This window comes from Rossellomorea sp. QJM3NY_18, assembly GCF_056173145.1.
This window is the reverse complement of record NZ_CM149659.1, coordinates 1567631-1590438: the sequence shown is the minus strand read 5'-3', so window position 1 is coordinate 1590438 and position 22808 is coordinate 1567631. Positions and strand designations below refer to the sequence as shown.

Below are 22808 nucleotides of genomic sequence, written 5' to 3'. Positions count from 1 at the left end.
TGTCTATCCTGATATTATGATCAATAGATTGGTACCCAGCCTTCCTGGGTAACGAAAATGCGGACTGCGACTACTTTTTTATCATCGCTTAAGGTGAAATAATGGCGGATGTTTTCAGGCACGGAAATTAAGTCGCCCGGATTGAGGTGTACCTCAAAGAAATCTCCGTCCCTTCCTTGAATGACGAATACCCCATGTCCATTTACAATAAAGCGTACTTCATCATCCGTATGATGGTGTTCCTGTTGAAAATTCTTTAATAGCTCTTCAAGATTTGGTGTTCTGTCGGAAAGGGAGATCACATCCCGGGCCTGATACCCCCTGCGTGCTGAAATATCTTCTATCTCTTTTTTAAAGGTTGAGAGAATTGCCTCTTTATCATCATCGGTTAATGCGTATCTGTCCCTTAGTGATTCATCCAGCTTTTCAATGTTCCAATGTTCGTAGATTACCCCTTGTTCATTTAAATACTTTACTACCTCTTCTTGATGATCAATGATCTGATTTTTCCCCTGAATGTGTATCGTTGTCATAATTTGACTCCTCCCCTGGAAATGGATTTTGTAGTTGTTAATGATAATAGTGTGAGTTGGTATTGGAACAGGAACTCACACGCTTCCAATAGTTTCTTAGCTTCAAATCCTGTACGCCCCCAAACCGTAATTCCATGATTGCGAATGAGCACGGCCCCTTTATCTTCTTGAATGTGTGTGTGGAGGGAATCCGCTAAGGTTGGGATATGCGCATGATTATGAATGATCGGGATTGACAGGGAATCATCTTCACCCCATTTATCCCAGGCTTTAATCAGTTCCTGGCTTCTGAATGTTATGACACCATCATCCCCATACAGTTCACTGATCACATTATTGGCAACAGTATGGACATGCAAGCTGCATCCTGCTGAGCTCCCATTGAATATATGACTATGGAGCAGGGTTTCAGCTGATGGGCGCAGTTGGGTTTGCTCCAATGCCTCACCATGTGCATTCACGAGGAGGAAATCCTCTTTCGTATGCTTTCGCTTATCCTTTCCACTTGCCGTAACCAGGAAAGATACAGGAGTTGATCCCACACGTATCGCCAGGTTCCCACTGGTTCCCATAAACCAGTCCCTGTCTGCCAATTCTCTTTTGATATCAGCGAGCTCTTCCCATTCGGATTGATATGACTTCATATTGTCACTCCTTTTTCTATCACTTTTATGCAATCGTGAAATGTTTCAAAAGGATGATATGGGATTCCCTTTTCATTACATGTACGTGCCAGATAGTCCCTTGCGAGTACTGTATCGCCAAGCTTCGCCATCTCGATGTCTGTAACAGAGTCCCCTATTACAATCACCTCATGATTTTCTAGGGATAATGCCCTCAGGATGGAAGGCTTACAGCATCCACATCCTTTGTTTTCACAGTGCACGTCACATGGATATGGCCAATGAATCGTTATGGTCGAATCGTTAAAGATAGCTTCGTTACAATATACAGCCTTAAAAGGCCCGAATTCTTTCAGTAACGGGTGAACAAAGAAGTCTATTCCCCCACTCACAATATACAGCGGAATCCCATTGACTTTTGTATAGTCCACGAATTCCTTGAAACCTTCACGAATAACCGCTGTTTCCATTAAATACTGGATCATCTCGTCTTTCTGTGAAGAAGGAATGAATGAGAACATATTGCTTACACCTTCTTTGATCGAGACCGACTGGTTTAAAATGTCCTCTTTTATAGGTTCCCATTCTGGTGGGGCATAGGCTTTCATCAAAGAAATGATATTATCTGTTTCTGTGATCGTCCCATCGAAATCACAGAATATGACCGGAAGACACATTACACCTTTACCTCCACTCCCCATAGGGACAGGGCTTTCTGCAGTTCTTCATGGGTTTTGGCTGCCTCCTGGAGTGACGTTCCGTATAAAACAGCATCGATCGCTTGACCGAATGCCCTTCCTCCCCCACTTGCACCGTCAGGGTGACCGTGAATGCCTCCTCCGGCATTAATGACACAATCTGTCCCAAAGTCTTTTACCAATAGGGGTACAATTGCAGGGTGTATGCCTGCTGATGGAACTGGCAATGTTCTCTTCAAATGGTCGTCATCCTTTGTTAATTCATGGCGTATGGACAGGACGTTGCTCCTCTCTAGTGCCACACTTCCGTACGGAGATGGAAACAATGAAAAATCAGCCCCGGCCATTCGCAATAATTTACCCAACCATAAAGAGTAGCTCACTCCATATATTGGAGATGCTGCAACAGCCCCGGCAAAGGCAGGATGAGCCATGATTGGCAATGAAATCTCAGGGTCCTCTCTCAATTCCTGCAGAACATCAAGACCGTATGAAAATACATTGAATAAAAGAGCGTCTGCCCCAAGCTCCCTGGCTTTTCTTGCTTTGTCCCGCAATTGCGAGGTTTTCCCTGACAGATTTACGGCATACAAGGTTCTCTTACCCGTTTCCTCAAATACGTCGTGCAGCACTTTTTTTCCTAATCTCACTCTTTCAAAAAAGGGGGTCAAGGAATTATCAAATAATATTTCATCATCTTTTACGACATTGACTCCGCCGAGGGCCTGAGCTCTTAACTGATTTTCAAGGAACGTGAGATCCCTGCCGATCACCCCTTTAAATATGCTCATTAACAACGGTCGACCATGAACACCTGTTAATTCCCTGATGCCCTCTACCCCAAAACGTGGACCGGGAAATGACTTTTTCAAGTCTTCTGAGAACTCCAGATCCAGTAATTTCACTTCACCATCGAGTGAAAGCTTACCGAATACTGTTGTAAGGATAGCCGGGATATCATTGGAAAAATTATGACTCGGATACCCAATCTTCACCTCCCCCCAGGAGCCTTTCTCCTCCCTCTCTTCCACTGAAACGACTTTTCCCTTGTATTTTCTCAATTGTTCCTGCTCCAGTAGCGGCAAGTCCGTCCATGACCCGACCGTGAGTCCCAAAGCAATCCCTTCTGCTTTTTTCTCGAATGAACCACTCTTTCCCTTTAGTTGATATGTTGCAATCACTTCACTCATTCGTATTACCTCCCTATGTAAAAACAATTTTCAACGGTTTGATTTCAGCAAGTTGCAAACAAAAAAAACCTCTTCCAGATAAGAAGAGGTTTATATTCGGCACTCTTTCTTATCTGTCAGCTTTATAGCTGCAAGAATTAGCACCGTGCTTAAATAAGTCGGTTGCCGGGCTTCATCGGGCTGGTCCCTCCGCCTGCTCTTGATAAGAATTTCATTCTATTAATTCAGTTGGATTATTGCACCAATTTCAACATATGTCAATCCCTTTTGTGAAATAATTCTAAACTTTCTATACGGGAAATCGCCTCTTTTATCCGTTCATTTGTAGTTAAAAGACCGACACGCACATACCCTTCTCCGTATTCACCAAAGCCTACACCAGGAGCAACGGCCACTTTGACTTTTTCAAGTAAATAGGTTGAGAACTCAACAGAAGTGAACCCTTCCGGCACCTTAAGCCAGGCAAAAAAGGAACCTTGCGGAGCTTTTACATCCCACCCTATTGCCTGGAGACCCGAGATCAGGAGTTGTCTTCGTTCTTCATATGTTGCAACCAGTTCCGTTACGCAATCCTGAGAACTCAGTATGGCCGTAGTGGCTGCTTCTTGAATCGCTCCGAACAGGCTTACGTAAAGGTGATCCTGGAGGAGGTTGATTGCTTCAATGACACTCTTATTCCCAACGGCAAAGCCGACTCTCCAGCCTGCCATATTATAGGTTTTCGATAATGTATATATCTCAATCCCGACATCCTTTGCACCTTCCGTCTCTAGAAAACTCACAGGCTTCTGTCCATCGAAACCGATCGCCCCATAAGCAAAGTCATGCACCACACAAATATCATGTTTTAACGCAAGTTCCACCGTGTCCTCAAAAAAGGATTTTGTGGCTGTCGCACCTGTTGGATTATTGGGGTAGTTGAGGAACATTAACTTTACCCTTTCCAATTCTTCACGGGAATGCACCCGATAGTCCGGGAGAAACCCATTTTCCTCTTTCAACGGCATCTTGATCATACTTGCTTCTGCCAATGCCACCCCCGATACATAATCCGGATAACCGGGATCAGGGACTAATACTCCGTCGCCGGGGTTCAATAAACATTGAGGGATTTCCACTAAACCCGCTTTTCCTCCGAAGAGAACCGCTACTTCGGTTTCTGGATCTATCTCCACACCGTATTCGCGGAAATAGAAGGCAGCGATTGCCTCTTTAAAGCTCGATAAACCACGAAATGGTGGATATTTGTGATTGGAAGGAGATTGAGCCGCTTCCGTTAATTTTTCCACAATATGTGAAGGCGTCGGCTGATCTGGATTTCCCTGCCCCAAATTAATGACGTCATGCCCCTCATTCACAACAGCATTCACTGTCCCTGCGAGGGAAGCGAAAAATTGTTCCGGTAATAATTCCAAGCGTTTTGCTTTTTCAAAGTGTTTCATACAATCACCCACTCATTTTTTTGAAAATTAATTACTTTCAAATTCTAGTCACAAATGATATAACGGAACATACAGAATGTAAAGGAATAATTGACAAAAAGTACATAACGAGGTGAAGGTAATGATTCAAAAGGTTGGTCTCGCCCAGATGGATATCGTGTTTGGAAAACCTGCAGAAAACAAAGTTAAAGTGGAACAGTGGGTAAAAAAAGCAAAGGAAGAAGGGTGCGGTACCGTCGTTCTTCCTGAGCTGTGGACGACAGGTTATGATCTTACACGGATAGATGAGATCGCAGATGAAGAAGCCGAAGACTCTTCCTCCTTCCTGACTTCACTTTCAAAAAAATATTCCATTCACATCGTTGGTGGTTCTGTTGCCAATAAATCAAAAGATGGGGTAAGGAATACACTATTGGTGGCGGATGCTAATGGTGTGTTGGTGAAACAGTATTCAAAGCTTCACTTATTCAAACTAATGAATGAACATCATTATTTACTTCCTGGACAGGAAGACGGGGCGTTCTCTCTTGATGATAACAGGATGGCAGGACTTATTTGTTACGATATACGTTTTCCTGAATGGTTCAGGAAACATGTCATGATGGGAGCGAAGATCGTCTTTGTGGTGGCTGAATGGCCGGCGGCAAGAATTGATCACTGGCAGACTCTCTTAAGGGCACGTGCAATTGAAAATCAATGTTTTGTGCTCGCATGCAACCGTGTGGGGAGTGACCCTGGTAACGAATTCGGCGGCACCTCCCTTATCATCGACCCATGGGGTGAAATCCTTGCAAAAGGAACCCAAAGTGAACAGCTGGTCTCTGCTGAAATCAATTTGCAGGAAGTAGAAAAGGTCCGTAAACAAATTCCGATCTTTCAAGATCGGAGACCGGACTTTTATTAGAAATTACTAAAAAACCGTTGACATGGAAAATACTTCAATGGTACCATTCAATTCAAATGAACATTCAGAATTTTAATTTAATAGCACACGCAACTCTTATCAAGAGCTGGCTGAGGGATTTGGCCCTATGAAGCCCAGCAACCGACCGTAATACCGTTGTAAAACGGGGCGCAGTATGCGCCGGATGATCAATCCAGTAAGGCACGGTGCTAATTCCAACAGAAAGATAGTCTTTCTGGGAGATAAGAGGCGAAGAAGATGACTCTTCAAGCCTCTTTCGAACATGGAAAGAGGCTTTTCTTATGCCACGGAAAAGCCTCCCTAACACCCCTACTTTCATAAGGGTGCACTAAAGGAGGAAAGAAAATGGCAATCACTAAACTCAATAAGTATCAACCACTGACGGAACAGTCGGCCATCGCTATGGCCGTACATTTAGGAATCTTTGAAGATGGTTCACTTTTAACATGTGAAGAAATCGGGGATGGGAACTTGAATCTGGTTTTTCATGTAGTTGAAAGGGATACAGATAAAGGAATCATCATCAAACAGGCCCTACCCTATGCAAAGGTTGTAGGTGAAAGCTGGCCACTTACGATCGAACGGGCAAGAATTGAAGCGGGTGCCCTACTCCTTCAGCGCTCATTTGTAGGAGACCTCGTCCCGGAAGTGTATCATTCTGATCCCTCCCTCGCCGTCACAGTGATGGAGGATTTAAGCAACCTCACAATCGCTCGTACCGGCTTGATCAATGGGAATAAGTACCCCCGATTATCTGATGACATTGGTACATTTCTTGCAAATACACTGTATTTCACATCTGATTATGCCCTTCATCCATTTAAGAAAAAGGAGTATGTGAAGGAATTTTCCAATCCTGAACTATGCAAAATCACAGAGGACCTGGTATTCACGGATCCATTTTTTAACAGTGAAACGAATGAGTTTGAGGAGGAATTATCCGGGGATGTGCAACAATTATGGGATGATTTCACTTTAAAGCTTGAGGTGGCGAAGCTCAAAAAGAGTTTCTTAACAGAAGGGGAAGCCCTGCTTCATGGAGACCTCCATACGGGCAGTATCTTTGTGGATGACCAACACACAAAAGTCATCGACCCGGAATTTGCTTTTTATGGACCGATCGGTTTCGATATCGGTCAGTTTATTGCAAACCTTATTTTCCAAGTGATCGCGAGTCCAGGTGAAAAGGAACCCGTCCTCCACCATATCGAGAATACTTGGAACGTCTTCTCTGCTACGTTCTCCAGACATTGGAAGGAAAGTGGCGGCGCTTACACAAAGGTGAGTGGGTACCTTGAGTATGTATTGGAGAAGAGCTTTCAGGACAGCATCGGTTTTGCAGGATGCGAGTGCATAAGAAGGACGATCGGTCTTGCACACGTGGATGACCTCGAGAGCATCGAAGATAAAGAACAAAGATTAAAGACCAAACGGGCATGCCTCAACCTTGGAAAAAAACTGATTGTAAATCGGAAACACATTCTTTCCATTGAAGAGCTTTTGACTTTAGTACGGTCACATTCTGAATAATTAAAGGAGATACTCATGACACATACACCAACCATTCCAACTTCACTCGAGTGGCGTGAAGATCATTTACTGATTCTTAATCAACAAAAGCTGCCGAACACTGTGGAATATCTAACGCTAACGAACATTACAGACTATTACGAAGCCATCGTTTCACTTAAAGTGAGAGGTGCCCCGGCAATCGGGATCACAGCTGCCTATGGATTGGCTCATGCTGCTTGCCATTATGAAACAGACAATCTGACAGAATTCAATAACCTTTTCAGGAGGGATAAAGAATATCTCGCTGACTCGAGGCCGACGGCAGTCAACCTGGTCTGGGCATTGAATCGGTTGGAACAAGTTCTTGCCCTTGCACAATCCGTTAATGAAGCCAAGACCAACCTGCTTCATACTGCCATCCAGATCCACACTGAGGATGAGGAAGTATGCAGGATGATCGGCGAATACGCATTGGATGTATTAGATAACAAGAGGAAAATTATGACCATCTGTAATGCGGGATCTATTGCAACGAGTAAATATGGAACGGCACTTGCTCCCTTTCACCTAGGCCGGGAAAGGGGATTAGGGTTTCACGTATACGCCTGTGAAACACGCCCGGTCCTTCAGGGCGCACGACTTACTGCATGGGAGCTTCAGCAATCAGGTGTCGAAGTGACCCTCATTACTGACAGCATGGCCGCCCATACTATAAAAGAAAAAGGTGTGGAGGCCGTGATCGTCGGTGCAGACCGGATTTCTGCGAATGGGGATACCGCGAACAAAATCGGTACGTCCATGCTTTCAATCCTATGTCACCATTACAATATTCCATTTTACGTGGCTGCCCCTTCTTCGACTTTCGATCTCACCTCTAGAAACGGCGATGATATCCTGATTGAAGAAAGGGGCCCAGACGAAATCACGACGATGGCTGGCTCAATGATCGCACCCGAACATGTTCCTGTTTATAATCCAGCCTTTGATGTGACTTCTCATGAGTTGATCACAGGCATCATCACAGAAAAGGGCGTGCTGTATCCTCGTTTTCAAGAAAGCATCCAACTGACCATGAACCTATCATAATCATGTTGAAAGAGGGTGGGACGAAAGTATTTAGTTGAAAGAAAATCCGAATGATCATTCGAAATTCTTTTTTGAAAATCGAAATCGTTCGGATTTTTCATTGGATGTTACTCTATTAGTGGCAGTGACCTTAACCGTTACTTATATAAATACTCTTTCTAAACAGATGTGAATGATTCATTCTGCTTCGACACACCCCAAATGATCGAAAATGAAAAAACTACAGTCTGTGTACGAATAACACCTATCTTGGTGAATGACCCTTTGTTATCATTGCTAAAGCACATTCAGTATATATAGCAGGATCTAGCTTTTGATTGGAGTGCAAGACGAAGACTCCTACGGGAAAAGCGGAATAGGTGAGACCCCACAGGAGCGAAAAGCGACGAGGAGGCTCGCCTTCCGCCCGAGGAAAGCGAAGTCTTGCACGGAAATCAAAAGCGGTGTAGCAAGCAATCCTAACTAATTTATGATTGTTCGCCTTTAGAAGAAATGGATTTAGTTATGTCCCAGCCTCGTTCTTTTTAATCTGAAAGTTTAGTAGATGCCCACATTTCTTTCGGATTCACCTCATAGATGCCGTTTTCCCGATACATGAACTGGTGGATGATGAACTCTCTCCTCAAGGTGGCGAAATCTTCATGAAATTGGAGAATGTACTCATTCAACTCTTTTTCCTTATACTTTTCACCCACCTTCAGACCTTCCACGAGATGTTCAAGAATGAATAATTTTTTCTTTTGCTGGGCGGGAATACTTTTGATCCGTCCATTTTTCTCCAGAAAATTATTCTTCACTTTCTGTTTTTCTTTCACTAACTTCTCTGACATCGTCCTCTCCCCTTTCTCTTCTTGAGCAAACCTGTGAAGAACATCCCCGTGATGACTTAATACTTTTTTATTCAAATAGTAGTAAACCGTGTTCTTCTCTCTCCGTGAATAAACAAGATTGCACTCTTTCAGTTTCGTTAAATGGTGGGAGATCGTTGGCGCAGTAAGTCCCAGCTTTCCGGCTATGGCTCCCACATGCAAACTCTCTTCTGCCAATAAATAAACAATCTTGATACGGGTCGGGTCCCCCATCGTCTTATGAAACGCTATCTGCTTACTTAATTGCAACATTACTCCCCCTATCTTTTTCGACTTATATCTAATTAGATGATAATCTAAACAGATTGAATTATCAATTATTATTTTCAGAACCCCCCCCATAATTGTGTCACAAAAAATAAAAACGAGGCTGTGACAAAAGTATTTAGGCAAAAGAAAATCCGAACAATCATTCGAAATTCTTTTTTGAAAATCGAAATTGTTCGGATTGATCATTTGACTGTATACGTAATTGTTACTTTTGGATGTAGTAAGTAGTGGTTGATTTCCGCTCCAGGTGCTCGCTTTCCGCGGGGCGTGAGTTGAGCACCTTCCGCTCCAATCAACTTCCAAGCGTAAGGTTTCACTATAACAATGTAATGTCGAAATTGCTTCACCTATTGCATACATCAACTCTTATCTCTTAGTTGCAGTGACCGTAAGCGTTAATTATATAAATTCTCTTTCTAACTTGATGTGAATGACTCATTTTGCTTCGACAGACCCAAAATAATCGAACATTCGAAAACTATAGTCTGTGTACGAATAACAAAAACCTTGATGAATGACCCTTTTATTATTATTGCTAAAGCATTCAGTATATATAGCCGGATCTAGCTTTTGATTGGAGTGCAAGACGAAGACTCCTACGGGAAAAGCGGAATAGGTGAGACCCCGCAGGAACGACAGTGACGAGGAGGCTCGCCTTCCGCCCGAGGAAAGCGAAGTCTTGCACGGAAATCAAAAGCGGTGTAGCGAGTGACCCACGAATTTTTAATTATTCGTCTTTAAAGGAAATGGATTTATTTATGCCCCAGTCTCGTTCCTATTATCGCTCTAATGATAGTAACGTTTCTTTTTTATCAATTTGCTTCCCTGCATAACCGGTGAGCATCTTATTTTTCCCAATGACACGATGGCAAGGGATAATGACGGGAAAACGGTTGGCTTTATTCGCCTGTCCCACAGCTCGAACCGCTTTCGGTCTTTGTATGGCTTGTGCCACATCCTGATACGACCAGGTTTCGCCATAAGGTATTTTCTGCAGGATATTCCATACTTCCTTTTGAAACAAGGTCCCTTCGATTTTCAAAGGAAGATCAAATGCTCTTCTATCACCTTTAAAAAATTCCTGGATCTGTTCCTTTGCTCTAGTCAAAATGGGATGATCCGTTTCGATGTAAGCTTCTTCCTCAACAAACTGCACAGAAAGCAATTGGGTGGGATCGGCAATGAGCTTCAAATTCCCAATGGGACTATCGATTATAATCGCATGAATGGTCATTATACAGGACTCCTTTATGATTTAGGCAGATAGATATGGAAAACGGTTCCCTGTCCAACAATGCTTTCAACCTGAACGCTGCCTTTATGTTCTTTAATAATCTTAAAGCTTACCATAAGTCCAAGTCCAGTCCCTCTTTCTTTTGTTGTATAAAAAGGTTCGCCGAGCTTCTTGATTTTATCCTTTGAGATTCCGCCTCCCTGGTCCTTAATCTCGATATGGATCAACCCGTCCTCTGTCTCACCGATGCTGATGGAAATCACTCCTCCATCCGACATGACTTCAATCGCATTCTTAATGACATTAATGAATACCTGTTTTAACTGATTGGGTTCAGCTACTATGGTAGGAAGGTCTTCCTGATACCTTTCCGCATACTGAACATTATGCATGACAGCCTGTGCACTCAGTAATTCAACCGTATCTTTCATGATCCTGATTAAATTCGTCTCCTGGTATTGGATTGCCTGAGGTTTGGCCAATACGAGAAACTCCGTGATGATTGACTCGATACGCTGGAATTCAGAAGTGATCACATTAAAGTACATCTCGTGATCTTCCCCGACGCTGTTTTCAAGCAATTGAATGAATCCTTTTAGTGCAGTCATCGGGTTTCTGATCTCATGAGCGATCCCTGCAGCAAGCTCACCTACCACACTTAATGTGTCAGATTTTCTTAATTGTTCCTGCATCTCAATTTGATCGGTAATGTCCCGGATGATGGTCAAATTCAAGTTAGAGAGCAAATTATATTTCGAAGATAATTCAACGTATTGAATTCTGTCCCTGGATGATGTCAGCGCTTTTAAAAATGTCGCCTGACCTTCCTCCTTCAATTGATGCAGATAATCGTCATAAGCTTCTTCACCCGGCTCAATATTCAATATTTCCCGTACGTCTTTACCAATAAGTTGATCTTTATCCAACTTAATGATGTTACTCACTTCGGGATTCGCATCAACAACGACATAATTGTGATTGGTCAGAAGCAATCCATCCAATGAACCTTCGAATATCTTCCGGAACCTTTCCTCACTCTCCCGCAGCTCCTTTTCCATTTGATATCGTTCACTTACATTACGGAATATGGTCATATTATAACCATCTACGGAATGAAGCTTCGAGGTGAATTCCAAATGTTTCAGCTGATTGTTCGGCATGAGAAACAACACCTCATCCCTTACAGCCCCGCTTCTGTATAATTGTTCCATGACCAGATCGAACTTCTGGCTTTCCAAAGGATAAACGAAATCCCTGATTTTTTTGGAGAGAAGCTCTGAAAGTGTGCATTCGAATATTTTCAGTGCTGAAGAGTTCGCTTTAAGTACCCTTCCGTCCTGATCCCATAATACAATGGCGTCAATCGCTTCTTCAAACAATCCTTTGAACAATTCTTCATTTCGCTTCAGTTGGATCTCCATCTGCCTTTTTTCCGTTACATCTCTAAGAATGGCCATATGGAGCTTATGATGGACGTACGGACTTGTCGTAAATTCCACGATTGAAATACTTTGTGATTTCTTGATTGGAATTTCACCACGGGCTTTTTTATTTTGAGAAATCAATTCTTTGATTTTATCAACTCTATAATGGGCATTTTTCGGAATGAAGGAGCTGATATTCCTCTTGGTGATTTCATCCTTATCAAGCCCCACTTGCAAACTGAATGCATGATTCACATCATTGATATTCCCCTCAATGTCAAATAACACGATCCCCTCTGAAGCATTCTGGAAAATGTTCGATAGTAAATGTACATTTAAATGATCTTTCCGTTCCTTCTCCTTCAGTTCCGTTACATCCTTAAAGTATAAATAAGCGTTAGGTGAAATGGTCGATTTTTTCAGCAAAAGTTCGACGTGAATGATTTTCTTCTCATTTGCATTCATCAGGGTTTCGTCTTCCATTGTTTTTCCCGTTTCCATTACTTCCTTATAATGGGCCACTATAGGCGCGGGCACTGAAGAGAAAAATGAGCTGAAGAGCTTCCCTACAACATTCTCATTATTTGTTTCCAGGGTTTCATATGCTTCGGGGTTGGCATAAACGATTTTCAACTCTTTATTGATCACAAACATCGGCATAGGTGAAGCTGAGCAAATCTCCCTATCGACAGGATGACATAATTCCTTCTTTTGCTCTTCTTTCACTTTACTACTATTAGTCATTTCCTCATCCCCTTACTAATTTAAAAGACGACCATTGGCTTAAATCCTACAGAATCCGCATAGCTCCCCGCACTTCTGGTGATAATTAACAGTGAAAATCATGTTTTGCTCATTGTATCCTAGGGTAAGAATGAATTAGGATTAAACTTTTCTAAAAGATGGTGAAGATATGAAACAGCGCAACTATTACTTCGACAATGCCAAATTCATTTTGATCTTTTTAGTGGTATTTGGGCATGTCATCCGTTCCTATATCGAAAGCGACCCCTTTATCCTTTCGTTGTATAAAACGATTTACACCTTCCACATGCCGGCCTTCATCCTTGTGGCAGGGTTCTTCGCGAAAGGATTCTATAAAAAAGGGTATATCCAGAAACTTGCAAAAAAATTGATACTTCCCTACATTTTGTTTCAATTGATCTATACGGTCTACTATCATTTTCTTTATCAAAAATCAACATTCGAGGTGAATCCACTGAACCCTCACTGGTCACTGTGGTTCCTTATCAGCCTTTTTTGCTGGAACGCACTGCTTTATGTTTTCATTAAGTGGTTTAAATTCAGACCTGGAATCGGCTTGACAGTGGCTTTTTCACTTGGACTGCTTGTAGGATACGCTGATGTAATCTCAAATTTTTTAAGCTTGTCCCGAACATTTGTGTTCTTTCCAATATTCCTGATGGGGTACTACATGGAGAAGGATCACTTCGAATATTTTAAAACGGGTAAAGCCCGTTTAGTGGCAGGTTCATTATTTGTAATCGTATTTTTGGGGATGTATTTTATCCCTGAATTCTCAGACAAATGGTTGCTTGGTTCCAAGCCTTACGGAGATTTTGAATGGAACAACGTAATCAGCATGGGTGTCAGGGCAGCTGTTTACTTATTAAACGTCGTGATGATTTTCAGCTTTTTTACATTTGTTCCTACAAAGAGACAGTTTTTCACCAAATGGGGGGAAAATACTCTCTATGTTTATTTGCTCCACGGTTTTCTCATTCGGTTATTCCGTGAAAGCCATCTAAAGGATACGATTGACCCTAACACCAGTCTGTTACTGTTACTCGGGGTATCTTTTGTACTGACGATGATATTTTCAACTAAATTCTTTACCAGCATCACACAACCTATCATCGAGTTTAGATCAACCAGGTTGCAGAAACTGCTTTCCAAAAGGGAAATGAATACAAGATAAACCTCACTAGAAAGGGCTGACCCCATTGTATTTACGGGTCAGTCCCTTTTTCATGATAAACTATTCGCTTAGGTTGAGCATACGAGCATCCGAATCACCATTCAACGCAATTTTCAAAAAACATATATTACCTTATATTATTCGCACCTTTTCCTAAAATTCCTTCTAATAGTTACAATAAATTTAAATTCATTTCAGACAAACATTGAGCTTTTTCGCAAGCTTAGATAAAATGATAGTCAGGTTGGTTTATTATGTTGTACGAACAACTTGCCATAGATAATAATTTGGTTACTGAAAGTTATTTGACTGAGAGTCAAACGGACTTAGAATAAAGGAGATTATGAATGAAGAAAGTCGTCTTAAGTACGTTAAATGCAAAATACATTCACACGAATTTAGCTATTCGCTGTCTAAAGGCCTATGCAGAGCCCGAACATGAAATTGAGCTCTCTGAGTACACGATAAAGGATCCAACGCTTAATATCGTTACCGACTTATTTTCTAAAAAGCCGGACATCATCGGATTCAGCTGCTACATCTGGAATATCGAAGAAACGATCAAAGTCATTCAGATTCTTCGGAAAATCATGCCTGAGGTAACGATCATCCTCGGAGGTCCCGAAGTGACATATGATGTTCCATATTGGCTGGAGCGCCTTGAAGACGTTGACTTTATCGTCATTGGGGAAGGTGAGGAATCCTTCAAACAGTTATTGGATCAGCTTGATGGTGATAAAGATTGGTCGAAGGTACATGGAGTGGCTTATTTAGCTGATGGAAAGCCTGTCATCAAACCGCAGCAAAATAAAATTGATTTAAGGGATGTTCCTTCCCCTTTCCGTTTTCAGGAAGATTTGCAAGAGCTCGGAAAAAGGGTGACTTATATCGAGACAAGCAGGGGCTGTCCATTCCGTTGCCAATTCTGTCTTTCTTCTATTGAAGTTGGTGTACGCTACTTTGATCGTGAAAAGGTTAAGGAAGATATCCGATTCCTTATGAAACATGGAGCGAAGACCATTAAGTTTGTGGATCGAACCTTTAATATAAGTCGAAGCTACGCAATGGAAATGTTCCAATTTCTTATTGACGAGCACGTGCCGGGCACCGTCTTTCAATTTGAAATCACGGCAGACATCATGCGTCCCGAGGTGATTGAATTCCTCAATGAACATGCACCACGGGGGCTATTCCGTTTTGAGATAGGCATCCAATCAACCAACGATGAAACAAATGATCTGGTCATGAGAAAACAAAATTATAAAAAGCTCACGAGAACCGTCACAATGGTGAAAGAAGGTAAAAAAATCGACCAGCATCTGGATTTGATCGCAGGTCTCCCTGAAGAGGATTACCATTCATTCCGTAAAACGTTCAATGATGTGTTTGAAATGAGACCAGAAGAGTTACAGTTAGGATTTCTTAAGATGTTGCGCGGGACCGGCCTGAGAATTCGCGCAAATGATCATCAATATACGTTTATGGATCATTCTCCTTATGAAATCTTAGGGAATAACGTATTGTCTTTCGAAGATATCGTTCGGATCAAACAAGTGGAAGACGTACTGGAGAAATATTGGAACGATCACCGCATGGATCGAACGATTGAATACCTGGTTACTGAATGCTTTGACACCCCATTTGATTTCTTCCAGCAGTTTGGTTCCTATTGGGAAAATCGGGGATGGTCCCGGATCGGCCATCAGTTAGAAGATCTGTTCAAACGACTGCATGAATTCTTGTCCAATGAAACAAGCTTTCAAATTTCAGTCATTGAAGGTCTCATGAAACTCGACTATTTAGACAATCAAAAGTATAAACCAAGAAAACCGTGGTGGACGCATGAGCTAACGAAAGAAGAGCGATCTGCCATTTATCAAAATCTTTTAGCACAACCAACCATCGCAGGCGAGGCATTTGCCAATCTGAAATTAAATGAAAAAGAGTTGTATAAGCATACACTCCTTGAAACGATCCGTTCAAAAGAAGGTCAGGATCAATACGTCCTTGCCTACTTTGAACCCTCAACTGGTCAATCAACCGTATTCGAGTTTGCCCGTCAACTTGTTCAATGATAAAGAAGAAAAAATGTTAAGCGAATCGCTTAACATTTTTTCTTCTTTTCTTCTGTCTTTGGTTGTTTTTGGGTCACTTCCATTATTTTGGCTGCATTAACATCCCCAAATTCCTGACCGAATTCTTCACGGAAAGATTGTTTTTTATCTTTCATCAGCCTCTCCCTTTTTTACCTTTTGACGAATTTCTATTCTTTCCTTTTGCCGGATCCTCTCCTTGAGAAAATTCAGCAGAAAATTCAGCCTCCTGCTTATTCTTAAGCGGTGTTTGATTATTTTTCTCAGCCGCATCATACTGTGCTTTACGTTTCATTTATGACTCATCTCCTTTGACCTTATTTTCCCCACCTCCCCCTTTTCCATTCTTCTAAAAATAGGCATTCACTCAACTGAATAAATCAAAATTCACTCCGGAAACTAAAGAAAAGTGCGAATGAGGATAGGATATGAGGACATGATACTAATTTTTCTGCTGGCGTACGCTTTTTTAGGGTGGAGGTTTGGCAATTGGAAGGATTTTTACAGATATTATCCCACTTTATTATTTTTCTTTATGGGGGATTTACTGTCACAATTTCTATTATTTGATTATTCCATGTGGGAGTTCCGCACTGTCACCCCCTTTGGGGACTCTCTTCATTTGAATCACACAATTATTTCATTGAGCAAAATGGCGATTCAATATACAGTCACAATCGCCATTTTTATCGGGAGACTTCCGACGGGTTTATGGGGGAGGGTTGGTTGGATCTTGTTATGGACAGGTATCTATGGTTTGACAGAAGGCCTTTCCCACCTCATGGGGATGATGACATACCACAACGGATGGCATTTCGGTTGGGATCTTCTTTTTAATCTGATGATGTTCACAGTAATGATCGTCCATCATAAATACCCGGTATTAGGATGGATCATCTCCATCCCCATCATCCTATTCCTTATGATCCACTTTGACGTGCCCTATTCCGCATTAAAATGATAATATTCTTTTCAAGCTTAACAAGACAAAATAAGAGGCTGGAAAAAGTGTTTATCTAAAAGAAAATCCGAACGCTCATTCGAAATTCTTTTTGAAAATCGAAATCGTTCGGATTGGAGGTTTACATAAATATTGTTCTTTTTGGATGTAGTATTTAGTGGTTGATTTCCGCTCCAGGTGCTCGCTTTCCGCGGGGCTGGCGGTGAGCCGCCTCGGGCTAAAGCCCTGTGGGGTCTCACCTGTCCAGCATTTCCCGCAGGAGTCGAGCAGCGATGTAACAAGTGATCCTAACTAATTTTTTTTGATTGCTTGTCTTTAGTGGGAATGAATTAAGTTATGTCCCAGAATCTTTGTCCATTACCCAATAATGACCCGTTCTTTAGGATAGTGATATTTAGCTGTTTTTTCTTTTCCGCCAATCATGAAGAGGAAGGAAAGGATCCCCACTCGACCAATAAACATTAACACGATGATGACGCATTTTCCGATGGAGGAAAGTTCAGATGTGATTCCCATGGATAATCCTGTCGTTCCGAACGCGGAAGCAACTTCAAAGACAATCTCCATAATGGAATGGTCCTCTGTGAAAGTGAGGATGATGACAGATAGGAAACAGATAAAAATGGCCATCATCGTCACGACAAGGGATTTGATAACATCCTGATGATGAATTTCCCTTTTGAATATCTTAATGGTTTGATTCCCCTTTGCAAAATGGAACAAGAATAAAATATTCAGGGCGAATGTCGTCGTCCTGATCCCTCCACCAACCGAGCTTGGTGAAGCCCCGATGAACATAAGAGCACTCATGACCAATAAGGTGGGAGTAGAAAAATCAGCCACATTCATGGTGGCAAGTCCCCCATTCCTCGTCGTAGCCGATTGGAAAAACGAATAGAAAAATGACTCATGCCACTCCATACCATCAAAAAAGCGGTTATATTCAAAGAGAAAGATGACCAATGTCCCGAATAACATTAATCCAAAGAACGTAACCGTAGTTATCTTTGAATATAAAGAAAAGTGGTGTTTGTTTCTCTTCTTGCTCATTAGATAATCCTTCGTCTCAATCAGTACGGGAAATCCAATTGCTCCGAGTGTCAATAAAATGATGGTGATGAACTGGACAAAGTAGTCATTCGCATAAGGAATGAGTGACTGACCTGTAATATCGAAGCCCGCATTCGTCGTGGCACTGACAGATGCAAATAGTCCATGGATAAAAGCCTGCTGCCACGTGGGATAATACCCTATGAAATAGACACCTAAAATGAAAGCGCCCACGATTTCAATGAAGATGATCAGTAATAAGATCTGTTTTAATAAACTCACGAGTCCAGCCAGGCTTGTCTGGTTTTGATCCGTCATGATGAGGCGGCGCTCTTTCAAGCCGATCTTCTTTCCTACAATCAACCAGAAAAACGTACCGAGTGTCATGATTCCAATCCCACCGAATTGGAGAACAAACATTAAAATGAAGATTCCCGTTGTATTGAATGTGTCGACCGTGCTCACAACGGTAAGCCCTGTGACGCTCACAGCGCTTACCGCTGTAAAGATCGCATCCAGGAAACTCCACTCTGCCCCGGATTTATGAGCAATGGGAAGACTGAGTAGTACGGTCGCAATCGTCACCGCCAGAAGATAATACGTTACGATCACTTGTGCAGGAGTTAATTTATTTAAATTCAATCTAAGCTTATACCACATGTGTGTAATTCCCTTTCAACGTTATTTCCTTTTCTATCTTAAAGAATAAAACCGAAGAATGAAAGGAAAAATGAATAATTTCTTTTTATGTTTATTCTTCCTTTAATATAAGCCTCCTAAACGAACAAGTGTGGTGGTTCATATTATTTCTAAGCAAACAATACAATTTCGGCGAAATATTACCATTCATGTTCATGATGATAATACAAATAATATAGCTACTGAAACATTCATTGTTTCAAGTATCCTGGTAAGGAGGAAAACGACTATGGCTAGAAGTTCAAATAAATTACTTGTTCCTGGTGTTGAACAGTACCTTGATCAAGTGAAATATGAAATCGCCCAGGAGTTTGGCGTGACGCTTGGATCCGATACAGTTGCCCGCTCTAATGGATCAGTTGGTGGAGAAATCACGAAACGTCTTGTGAAACAAGCTCAATCTCAATTAACTGGACAACAAACTAAATAACTTGGCACCGGGGTAGCTGGCATGTACCAGCTACCCTTTTTCGTTCTCAATAACAAAGACCCATTCAGTTGAATGAGCCTTTGCCTATTTTTTTAGTCTTTTTTATTTTCTTTTCTGTTTTCATGATTATGTTTCTTTTCTTCATTTCTATTTTGCTGATCATTATGCTTATCATTGTTTCGATGGTCCCCTTGATCATTACGTGGAGAATGATCATGCCCTCTATTAGGTTTGTCATTACCTCTGTTTCCATTATTACCATTTGAGGAGTTCCCAGGTTGTGATTTCTCAGGTTTTCCCCTCTCCCCTTTTTTTTCGGGTTGAGGCTTTTGCGGATGGTCAGGGTTTTTCTGAGGTCTTTGAGTTTTTTCTGCATTTTGTTTCTTCTCTTTTACTGGTGGATTCACCTTTTGCTTCGCTGCTTTGACTTTTTCATCTATAATAGCTTTCTTTTGCTTCTCTTTTTCTTGAACTTCTTTTTCTTCTTTGTTCAATTCTTTTTCTACAGGCTCAGTTGTTCGGTCGAAGTCCTTTTGCTCTGTTTCACGAATAAGGGAGCCTGCAGTCATCCCTTTTTCTGATGCTTTTTCCCTAAACTCCCGGGATGTTTCTTCCATGATGATATTCGTGGAATGATCAGTGCCGTAATCCTCAACAAACTCATTTAATTCGTCCAGTAATTCGGTTTCCCGTTTAGGATCGGAATCATCAATGAAGGAAGAAGTGATGAAAACCTTTTGAATACCCTTTAAGTACCCGAGTTTTTCACTTAAGAGGAAGATTTTCTCCGTCACTTCTCCAACATTTTCATTTTTCCAGTCACTCAGTTCCTTTAAAAGGACCTTGGCATCACCATTATATGGCTTGATATTCAATACCTGCTGATCTTTATTTAATGTTAGTTCCATACTGGGATTGATATCGACTGAAACATAGGCATAAGCCCTATTGTTCTGTAGCACAGTACTTGAGAACAGGGCAATGATGACGACAAGGACTGTTAACAAGGAAGTCGATACTCTCCAATTCCATTTATAAATCGGCTTGGATTTGGCAGTACTTAAGCTCACTGGAAAGAAAGGAATCTCTTCGCCTATCGCATACTGTTGATCGGGCTGCTTTCTTCCTGTAAGAAATTCTCCTTCCGGTGTCATCAAAACCAGGATATCCTGTTTGATTTCCATAATGATCCCTTTTTTCATATCTCTAACCGCCCTTTTAAATAATCCCGTAAATAGACATAATCCCCTATAAGAATAAGAGAAATGGCTATAATATATTTTCTATTTCTCTCAATTGTTTTTCTGGTGACGTTCACCTGTTTTTCTAATTTTTTTATCGGTAATCGTCTTTTTTCTATAAGATAATCTAATAGTTCTTGGGAACTCACTACCTTTTTGGCGATGTCTATGGCATTCAATCTTGCATCTTCATGCTTGGGAGATTGTTCAACCAGATCGTGAAAAGACAACTTGTATTGAACCAGTTGTTCCTGGAAATAAAGAATTTCTTCACGTCTCTTTCTGGCTTCCTCCTGTTTTCCGAATTCCTCAACAGATACAATCTGATCGATCGTTAAACCCGAAGAATCTTCCCCATCTTCAAAGAGGCTCATATCGAAACTGACATCCTGAAACTTCCCATTTTTTCTGATATAATCAATCACTCTCCGCTTGATGATTACTTCAGAGAAACTGATGACAGAAGAGCCCCGTTGATCATTATACTTTAAAATAGCGTCATGAAAGGCAATCAGACCGATGCTGAATTCATCATCACTTTCATAGATGAATCGTTTGCAGACCGATGATACCGTTTTTTTAATAAATGGCTTATAATCTTCGAGAACTATGTTCAATAATTGCTCATCACCATTTTGTATTTGGATCGCCATCTCTTCAAGCGATTGCTTTTTCTTTTGTTTAGCGAGTAGAAATAGTAGAACATTTAGCATCAGTCTCACCCCATCCTGCACACTATTATACTCATATGGTGTTGAATGTAAAAGTGAAAAGGATAGGGTGGGGTTTTTCATATCACCCCGAAATTTCATATTTTTGGCCGATCGATCGCCTTATTAAAGGAGTTACGTTAAAAGAACTCATTTTGAGGGGGTTTTGCAAAATAAAAAATCAAGAAATCTGTTTAAGTGAATACCAGAAGGTGATCAAACACCGGTTACCTCGGTTCCCCCATCAAAACTCCCGTTCATAAACATCAAAAAAGCTAACGGGAAAATTCCACGTTAGCTTTGTATAACGACATTATTCTGCTTTTGCTTTTCTTTCTATTTCTGCTTCTTCCTGTTTTGCTTTTCTTCTTGATAATAAATATCCGCCTACAGATAGCAGGATCAATACGCTCCAAAATACAAGCTTCCACCCTTTTGATTCTGGGAAGTGATGATCCAGGATGGCTACATCAGGATGAGCAAGGGTAAATACGGCAAGTTTCACACCAACCCAGCCAACAATTAAAAAGGCTGCTGATTCCAAGGTAGGGTATTTCTCCAATAATTTCACAAACCAGGTTGCAGCAAACCTCATGATCACCAACCCGATGATGCCGCCTAGGAACATGACAATAAATTGCCCTCCGTCAATACCCCCCACATCAAACCATCCAGTCGGTTGAAGCGTTACGGCCAAAGCAACGGCAGCAAGCATGGAATCAACCGCGAATGCGATATCCGCAAGTTCCACCTTGAGTACAGTAGTCCAGAATCCCGAGCCTTTCGCCGGCTCCTCTTCTACAACCCCGGTGTCTTTCCTTTTCTTCACAAAATGGTGAATGGCCACGTAGAATAAATAAATGGCCCCAATGGCCTGAACCTGCCACACATTGACTAAGAACGAAATGAGAAATAATGCAGCGAACCTAAAGACGAAGGCTCCTAAAAGTCCGTAAAAAAGTGCTTTCTTCCTTTGTTCCACAGGTAAATGTTTGACCATTACGGCCATAACCACCGCATTATCAGCAGCTAATATCCCTTCAAGACCTACCAAAATCAGTAGGACCCATCCATATTCCAATAACATCGAAGCATCCATACCTTTAGTCCCTCCCTATTTACATAGTTAGTTTTCCAATAGGCAAGGAATTTTATAAAAATAAAAAGACCCTTGCCTAAATAAGGCAAAGGTCTTGCTTAGCATACGGATATGCCAACAAAGCCGATGGCATACACCATGAATTGACGACTTTGTTTAGGTATGAAACCTATAGCTACTCCCCTTTGACAGGTAGAAAACGTTCATTTGTATAAATGTATTTTATCTCAAAAACACTTATTCGTAAAGAGAAAAATTTCATTGAACCCGTATCAGGATGGCTCGTACCAAGAGTCCCATCAACACTCCGGGAATCACAAACAAAATCGGAAGGAAAATGGGCCCGATAAATTTTCCAAACAGATACACTTTCGGGGAATACATCAAACCAACCGTTACCATATAAGCAGACATTACAAAGGGTAAAAAACTGTAGTTTTTCTTTTGGGCATCGGCAATTTTATACGCATCCCACATGGCAAACATATATAAACACGGATAGAACATGAGCCACTGGTAATCAATTATCTCAGCTGCTTTATGTGTTTCGCCTAAAAAACTGTACATGATCCCCAGATTGAAGTTACTTTGAATATTGATAATGATCTCAAGAAGTACAAACAACGTTCCCTTAAACCATAAACCGACAAGCAATTGAGGAAAACCCGGAAGCGCAATGCTCCACAGGATTCCTTCTAATTTTGTAATGGATGACTTCATATGCACCCCGTAAAAAAGGAGGAGTGTGGAAATAGGGTACTTTTAAAAGGCTTATGGAAA

Annotated in this window: 22 protein-coding genes and 3 riboswitches; of the genes, 7 read left to right on the top strand and 15 right to left on the bottom strand. The window is 41.4% G+C overall.

Translation table 11 applies throughout. The annotated features are described in order from the left end of the window. Nucleotides 1–20: 20 nt before the first annotated feature. The 5 genes from AC0VXY_RS08165 to AC0VXY_RS08145 all read right to left on the bottom strand — a co-directional run bounded on the left by AC0VXY_RS08165 (nt 21) and on the right by AC0VXY_RS08145 (nt 4486). Complete coding sequence (locus AC0VXY_RS08165; RefSeq protein ID WP_435991715.1) at nt 21–533, bottom strand: 1,2-dihydroxy-3-keto-5-methylthiopentene dioxygenase; 513 nt, start codon at nt 531–533, stop codon at nt 21–23. Further along, the gene (locus tag AC0VXY_RS08160) at nt 530–1177 is read right to left on the bottom strand and encodes a methylthioribulose 1-phosphate dehydratase (protein WP_475527502.1); all 648 of its coding nucleotides are present in this window, start codon (nt 1175–1177) and stop codon (nt 530–532) included. Before AC0VXY_RS08160 ends, AC0VXY_RS08165 begins: the two co-directional genes overlap by 4 nt. Continuing rightward, nucleotides 1174–1833: a 2-hydroxy-3-keto-5-methylthiopentenyl-1-phosphate phosphatase gene (locus AC0VXY_RS08155; RefSeq protein WP_475527501.1), complete on the bottom strand. Its 660-nt coding sequence runs from the start codon at nt 1831–1833 to the stop codon at nt 1174–1176. The genes AC0VXY_RS08160 and AC0VXY_RS08155 overlap by 4 nt, the downstream gene beginning before the upstream one ends. Next, nucleotides 1833–3044 carry a 2,3-diketo-5-methylthiopentyl-1-phosphate enolase gene (locus AC0VXY_RS08150; RefSeq protein WP_475527500.1) on the bottom strand — a complete coding sequence of 404 codons (1212 nt, stop codon included), beginning with the start codon at nt 3042–3044 and terminating at the stop codon, nt 1833–1835. Before AC0VXY_RS08150 ends, AC0VXY_RS08155 begins: the two co-directional genes overlap by 1 nt. Before the next feature lie 106 nt (nt 3045–3150). Continuing rightward, nucleotides 3151–3253: riboswitch (SAM riboswitch) on the bottom strand. 48 nt (nt 3254–3301) lie between these two features. Then, a complete protein-coding gene (locus AC0VXY_RS08145) occupies nt 3302–4486 on the bottom strand; it encodes an aminotransferase class I/II-fold pyridoxal phosphate-dependent enzyme (protein WP_475527499.1) in 1185 nt (394 codons plus the stop codon). Nucleotides 4487–4607: 121 nt separating this feature from the next. Here AC0VXY_RS08145 and AC0VXY_RS08140 point away from each other — a divergent pair, with 121 nt between their 5' ends. The 3 genes from AC0VXY_RS08140 (at nt 4608) to mtnA (ending at nt 8009) form a co-directional block, all read left to right on the top strand. Then, a complete protein-coding gene (locus tag AC0VXY_RS08140; protein ID WP_435991726.1) occupies nt 4608–5390 on the top strand; it encodes a carbon-nitrogen family hydrolase in 783 nt (260 codons plus the stop codon). A gap of 93 nt (nt 5391–5483) precedes the next feature. Further along, nucleotides 5484–5639, top strand: a riboswitch (SAM riboswitch). A gap of 117 nt (nt 5640–5756) precedes the next feature. After that, the gene (gene mtnK, locus AC0VXY_RS08135; RefSeq protein ID WP_475527498.1) at nt 5757–6941 is read left to right on the top strand and encodes an S-methyl-5-thioribose kinase; all 1185 of its coding nucleotides are present in this window, start codon (nt 5757–5759) and stop codon (nt 6939–6941) included. A 15-nt stretch (nt 6942–6956) separates the two neighbouring features. After that, a complete protein-coding gene (gene mtnA / locus AC0VXY_RS08130) occupies nt 6957–8009 on the top strand; it encodes an S-methyl-5-thioribose-1-phosphate isomerase (protein ID WP_475527497.1) in 1053 nt (350 codons plus the stop codon). 524 nt (nt 8010–8533) lie between these two features. On the opposite strand, the gene AC0VXY_RS08125 is transcribed toward mtnA, so the two are convergent. From AC0VXY_RS08125 to AC0VXY_RS08115, 3 genes are all read right to left on the bottom strand, one after another. Further along, entirely contained in the window at nt 8534–9127 is a 594-nt protein-coding gene (locus tag AC0VXY_RS08125; RefSeq protein ID WP_435994560.1) for a DUF2087 domain-containing protein, read from the bottom strand. 799 nt (nt 9128–9926) lie between these two features. Beyond that, the gene (locus AC0VXY_RS08120; RefSeq protein ID WP_475527496.1) at nt 9927–10382 is read right to left on the bottom strand and encodes a methylated-DNA--[protein]-cysteine S-methyltransferase; all 456 of its coding nucleotides are present in this window, start codon (nt 10380–10382) and stop codon (nt 9927–9929) included. 14 nt (nt 10383–10396) lie between these two features. Next, nucleotides 10397–12550 (bottom strand): PAS domain S-box protein, encoded by a 2154-nt coding sequence (locus AC0VXY_RS08115; RefSeq protein ID WP_435991736.1) that lies wholly within the window; start codon nt 12548–12550, stop codon nt 10397–10399. A gap of 169 nt (nt 12551–12719) precedes the next feature. Here AC0VXY_RS08115 and AC0VXY_RS08110 point away from each other — a divergent pair, with 169 nt between their 5' ends. Together AC0VXY_RS08110 and AC0VXY_RS08105 are read left to right on the top strand one after the other, a co-directional pair. After that, nucleotides 12720–13745 (top strand): acyltransferase family protein, encoded by a 1026-nt coding sequence (locus AC0VXY_RS08110; protein WP_435991738.1) that lies wholly within the window; start codon nt 12720–12722, stop codon nt 13743–13745. Nucleotides 13746–14092: 347 nt separating this feature from the next. Beyond that, nucleotides 14093–15820, top strand: a complete 1728-nt coding sequence (locus tag AC0VXY_RS08105; RefSeq protein ID WP_475527495.1) for a B12-binding domain-containing radical SAM protein — start codon at nt 14093–14095, stop codon at nt 15818–15820. A 29-nt stretch (nt 15821–15849) separates the two neighbouring features. On the opposite strand, the gene AC0VXY_RS08100 is transcribed toward AC0VXY_RS08105, so the two are convergent. Next, complete coding sequence (locus tag AC0VXY_RS08100) at nt 15850–15975, bottom strand: hypothetical protein (protein WP_261751324.1); 126 nt, start codon at nt 15973–15975, stop codon at nt 15850–15852. Then, a complete protein-coding gene (locus tag AC0VXY_RS08095) occupies nt 15975–16133 on the bottom strand; it encodes a hypothetical protein (RefSeq protein ID WP_435991742.1) in 159 nt (52 codons plus the stop codon). Before AC0VXY_RS08095 ends, AC0VXY_RS08100 begins: the two co-directional genes overlap by 1 nt. Nucleotides 16134–16415: 282 nt before the next feature. On the opposite strand from AC0VXY_RS08095, the gene AC0VXY_RS08090 reads away from it, so the two are divergent. Next, nucleotides 16416–16799: a hypothetical protein gene (locus AC0VXY_RS08090; protein ID WP_475527494.1), complete on the top strand. Its 384-nt coding sequence runs from the start codon at nt 16416–16418 to the stop codon at nt 16797–16799. 357 nt (nt 16800–17156) lie between these two features. On the opposite strand, the gene AC0VXY_RS08085 is transcribed toward AC0VXY_RS08090, so the two are convergent. Continuing rightward, nucleotides 17157–18509, bottom strand: coding sequence for a TrkH family potassium uptake protein (locus AC0VXY_RS08085; RefSeq protein WP_435991744.1), 1353 nt, complete (start codon nt 18507–18509; stop codon nt 17157–17159). Between the two features lie 268 nt (nt 18510–18777). Between AC0VXY_RS08085 and AC0VXY_RS08080 the strand changes: the two genes are divergently transcribed. After that, nucleotides 18778–18978 (top strand): alpha/beta-type small acid-soluble spore protein, encoded by a 201-nt coding sequence (locus AC0VXY_RS08080; RefSeq protein WP_034763616.1) that lies wholly within the window; start codon nt 18778–18780, stop codon nt 18976–18978. 92 nt (nt 18979–19070) lie between these two features. On the opposite strand, the gene AC0VXY_RS08075 is transcribed toward AC0VXY_RS08080, so the two are convergent. The 4 genes from AC0VXY_RS08075 to AC0VXY_RS08060 all read right to left on the bottom strand — a co-directional run bounded on the left by AC0VXY_RS08075 (nt 19071) and on the right by AC0VXY_RS08060 (nt 22748). Further along, nucleotides 19071–20180 (bottom strand): anti-sigma factor domain-containing protein, encoded by a 1110-nt coding sequence (locus AC0VXY_RS08075; RefSeq protein ID WP_435991746.1) that lies wholly within the window; start codon nt 20178–20180, stop codon nt 19071–19073. Next, nucleotides 20177–20932 (bottom strand): RNA polymerase sigma factor SigI, encoded by a 756-nt coding sequence (sigI, locus tag AC0VXY_RS08070; RefSeq protein WP_435991748.1) that lies wholly within the window; start codon nt 20930–20932, stop codon nt 20177–20179. Before sigI ends, AC0VXY_RS08075 begins: the two co-directional genes overlap by 4 nt. A gap of 310 nt (nt 20933–21242) precedes the next feature. After that, nucleotides 21243–22028 (bottom strand): TerC family protein, encoded by a 786-nt coding sequence (locus AC0VXY_RS08065; protein WP_475527493.1) that lies wholly within the window; start codon nt 22026–22028, stop codon nt 21243–21245. 100 nt (nt 22029–22128) lie between these two features. Beyond that, nucleotides 22129–22224, bottom strand: a riboswitch (yybP-ykoY riboswitch). Nucleotides 22225–22286: 62 nt separating this feature from the next. Next, nucleotides 22287–22748 carry a hypothetical protein gene (locus AC0VXY_RS08060; protein ID WP_435991752.1) on the bottom strand — a complete coding sequence of 154 codons (462 nt, stop codon included), beginning with the start codon at nt 22746–22748 and terminating at the stop codon, nt 22287–22289. Nucleotides 22749–22808: the final 60 nt, after the last annotated feature.

Bases quoted from the DNA above. Each gene is read 5' to 3' on its own strand.
- AC0VXY_RS08165 (WP_435991715.1), bottom strand. From the start codon at position 533: ATGACAACGATACACATTCAGGGGAAAAATCAGATCATTGATCATCAA.
- AC0VXY_RS08160 (WP_475527502.1), bottom strand. From the start codon at position 1,177: ATGAAGTCATATCAATCCGAATGGGAAGAGCTCGCTGATATCAAAAGA.
- AC0VXY_RS08155 (WP_475527501.1), bottom strand. From the start codon at position 1,833: ATGTGTCTTCCGGTCATATTCTGTGATTTCGATGGGACGATCACAGAA.
- AC0VXY_RS08150 (WP_475527500.1), bottom strand. From the start codon at position 3,044: ATGAGTGAAGTGATTGCAACATATCAACTAAAGGGAAAGAGTGGTTCA.
- AC0VXY_RS08145 (WP_475527499.1), bottom strand. From the start codon at position 4,486: ATGAAACACTTTGAAAAAGCAAAACGCTTGGAATTATTACCGGAACAA.
- AC0VXY_RS08140 (WP_435991726.1), top strand. From the start codon at position 4,608: ATGATTCAAAAGGTTGGTCTCGCCCAGATGGATATCGTGTTTGGAAAA.
- mtnK (WP_475527498.1), top strand. From the start codon at position 5,757: ATGGCAATCACTAAACTCAATAAGTATCAACCACTGACGGAACAGTCG.
- mtnA (WP_475527497.1), top strand. From the start codon at position 6,957: ATGACACATACACCAACCATTCCAACTTCACTCGAGTGGCGTGAAGAT.
- AC0VXY_RS08120 (WP_475527496.1), bottom strand. From the start codon at position 10,382: ATGACCATTCATGCGATTATAATCGATAGTCCCATTGGGAATTTGAAG.
- AC0VXY_RS08115 (WP_435991736.1), bottom strand. From the start codon at position 12,550: ATGACTAATAGTAGTAAAGTGAAAGAAGAGCAAAAGAAGGAATTATGT.
- AC0VXY_RS08110 (WP_435991738.1), top strand. From the start codon at position 12,720: ATGAAACAGCGCAACTATTACTTCGACAATGCCAAATTCATTTTGATC.
- AC0VXY_RS08105 (WP_475527495.1), top strand. From the start codon at position 14,093: ATGAAGAAAGTCGTCTTAAGTACGTTAAATGCAAAATACATTCACACG.
- AC0VXY_RS08100 (WP_261751324.1), bottom strand. From the start codon at position 15,975: ATGAAAGATAAAAAACAATCTTTCCGTGAAGAATTCGGTCAGGAATTT.
- AC0VXY_RS08095 (WP_435991742.1), bottom strand. From the start codon at position 16,133: ATGAAACGTAAAGCACAGTATGATGCGGCTGAGAAAAATAATCAAACA.
- AC0VXY_RS08090 (WP_475527494.1), top strand. From the start codon at position 16,416: ATGTGGGAGTTCCGCACTGTCACCCCCTTTGGGGACTCTCTTCATTTG.
- AC0VXY_RS08085 (WP_435991744.1), bottom strand. From the start codon at position 18,509: ATGTGGTATAAGCTTAGATTGAATTTAAATAAATTAACTCCTGCACAA.
- AC0VXY_RS08080 (WP_034763616.1), top strand. From the start codon at position 18,778: ATGGCTAGAAGTTCAAATAAATTACTTGTTCCTGGTGTTGAACAGTAC.
- AC0VXY_RS08075 (WP_435991746.1), bottom strand. From the start codon at position 20,180: ATGAAAAAAGGGATCATTATGGAAATCAAACAGGATATCCTGGTTTTG.
- sigI (WP_435991748.1), bottom strand. From the start codon at position 20,932: ATGCTAAATGTTCTACTATTTCTACTCGCTAAACAAAAGAAAAAGCAA.
- AC0VXY_RS08065 (WP_475527493.1), bottom strand. From the start codon at position 22,028: ATGGATGCTTCGATGTTATTGGAATATGGATGGGTCCTACTGATTTTG.
- AC0VXY_RS08060 (WP_435991752.1), bottom strand. From the start codon at position 22,748: ATGAAGTCATCCATTACAAAATTAGAAGGAATCCTGTGGAGCATTGCG.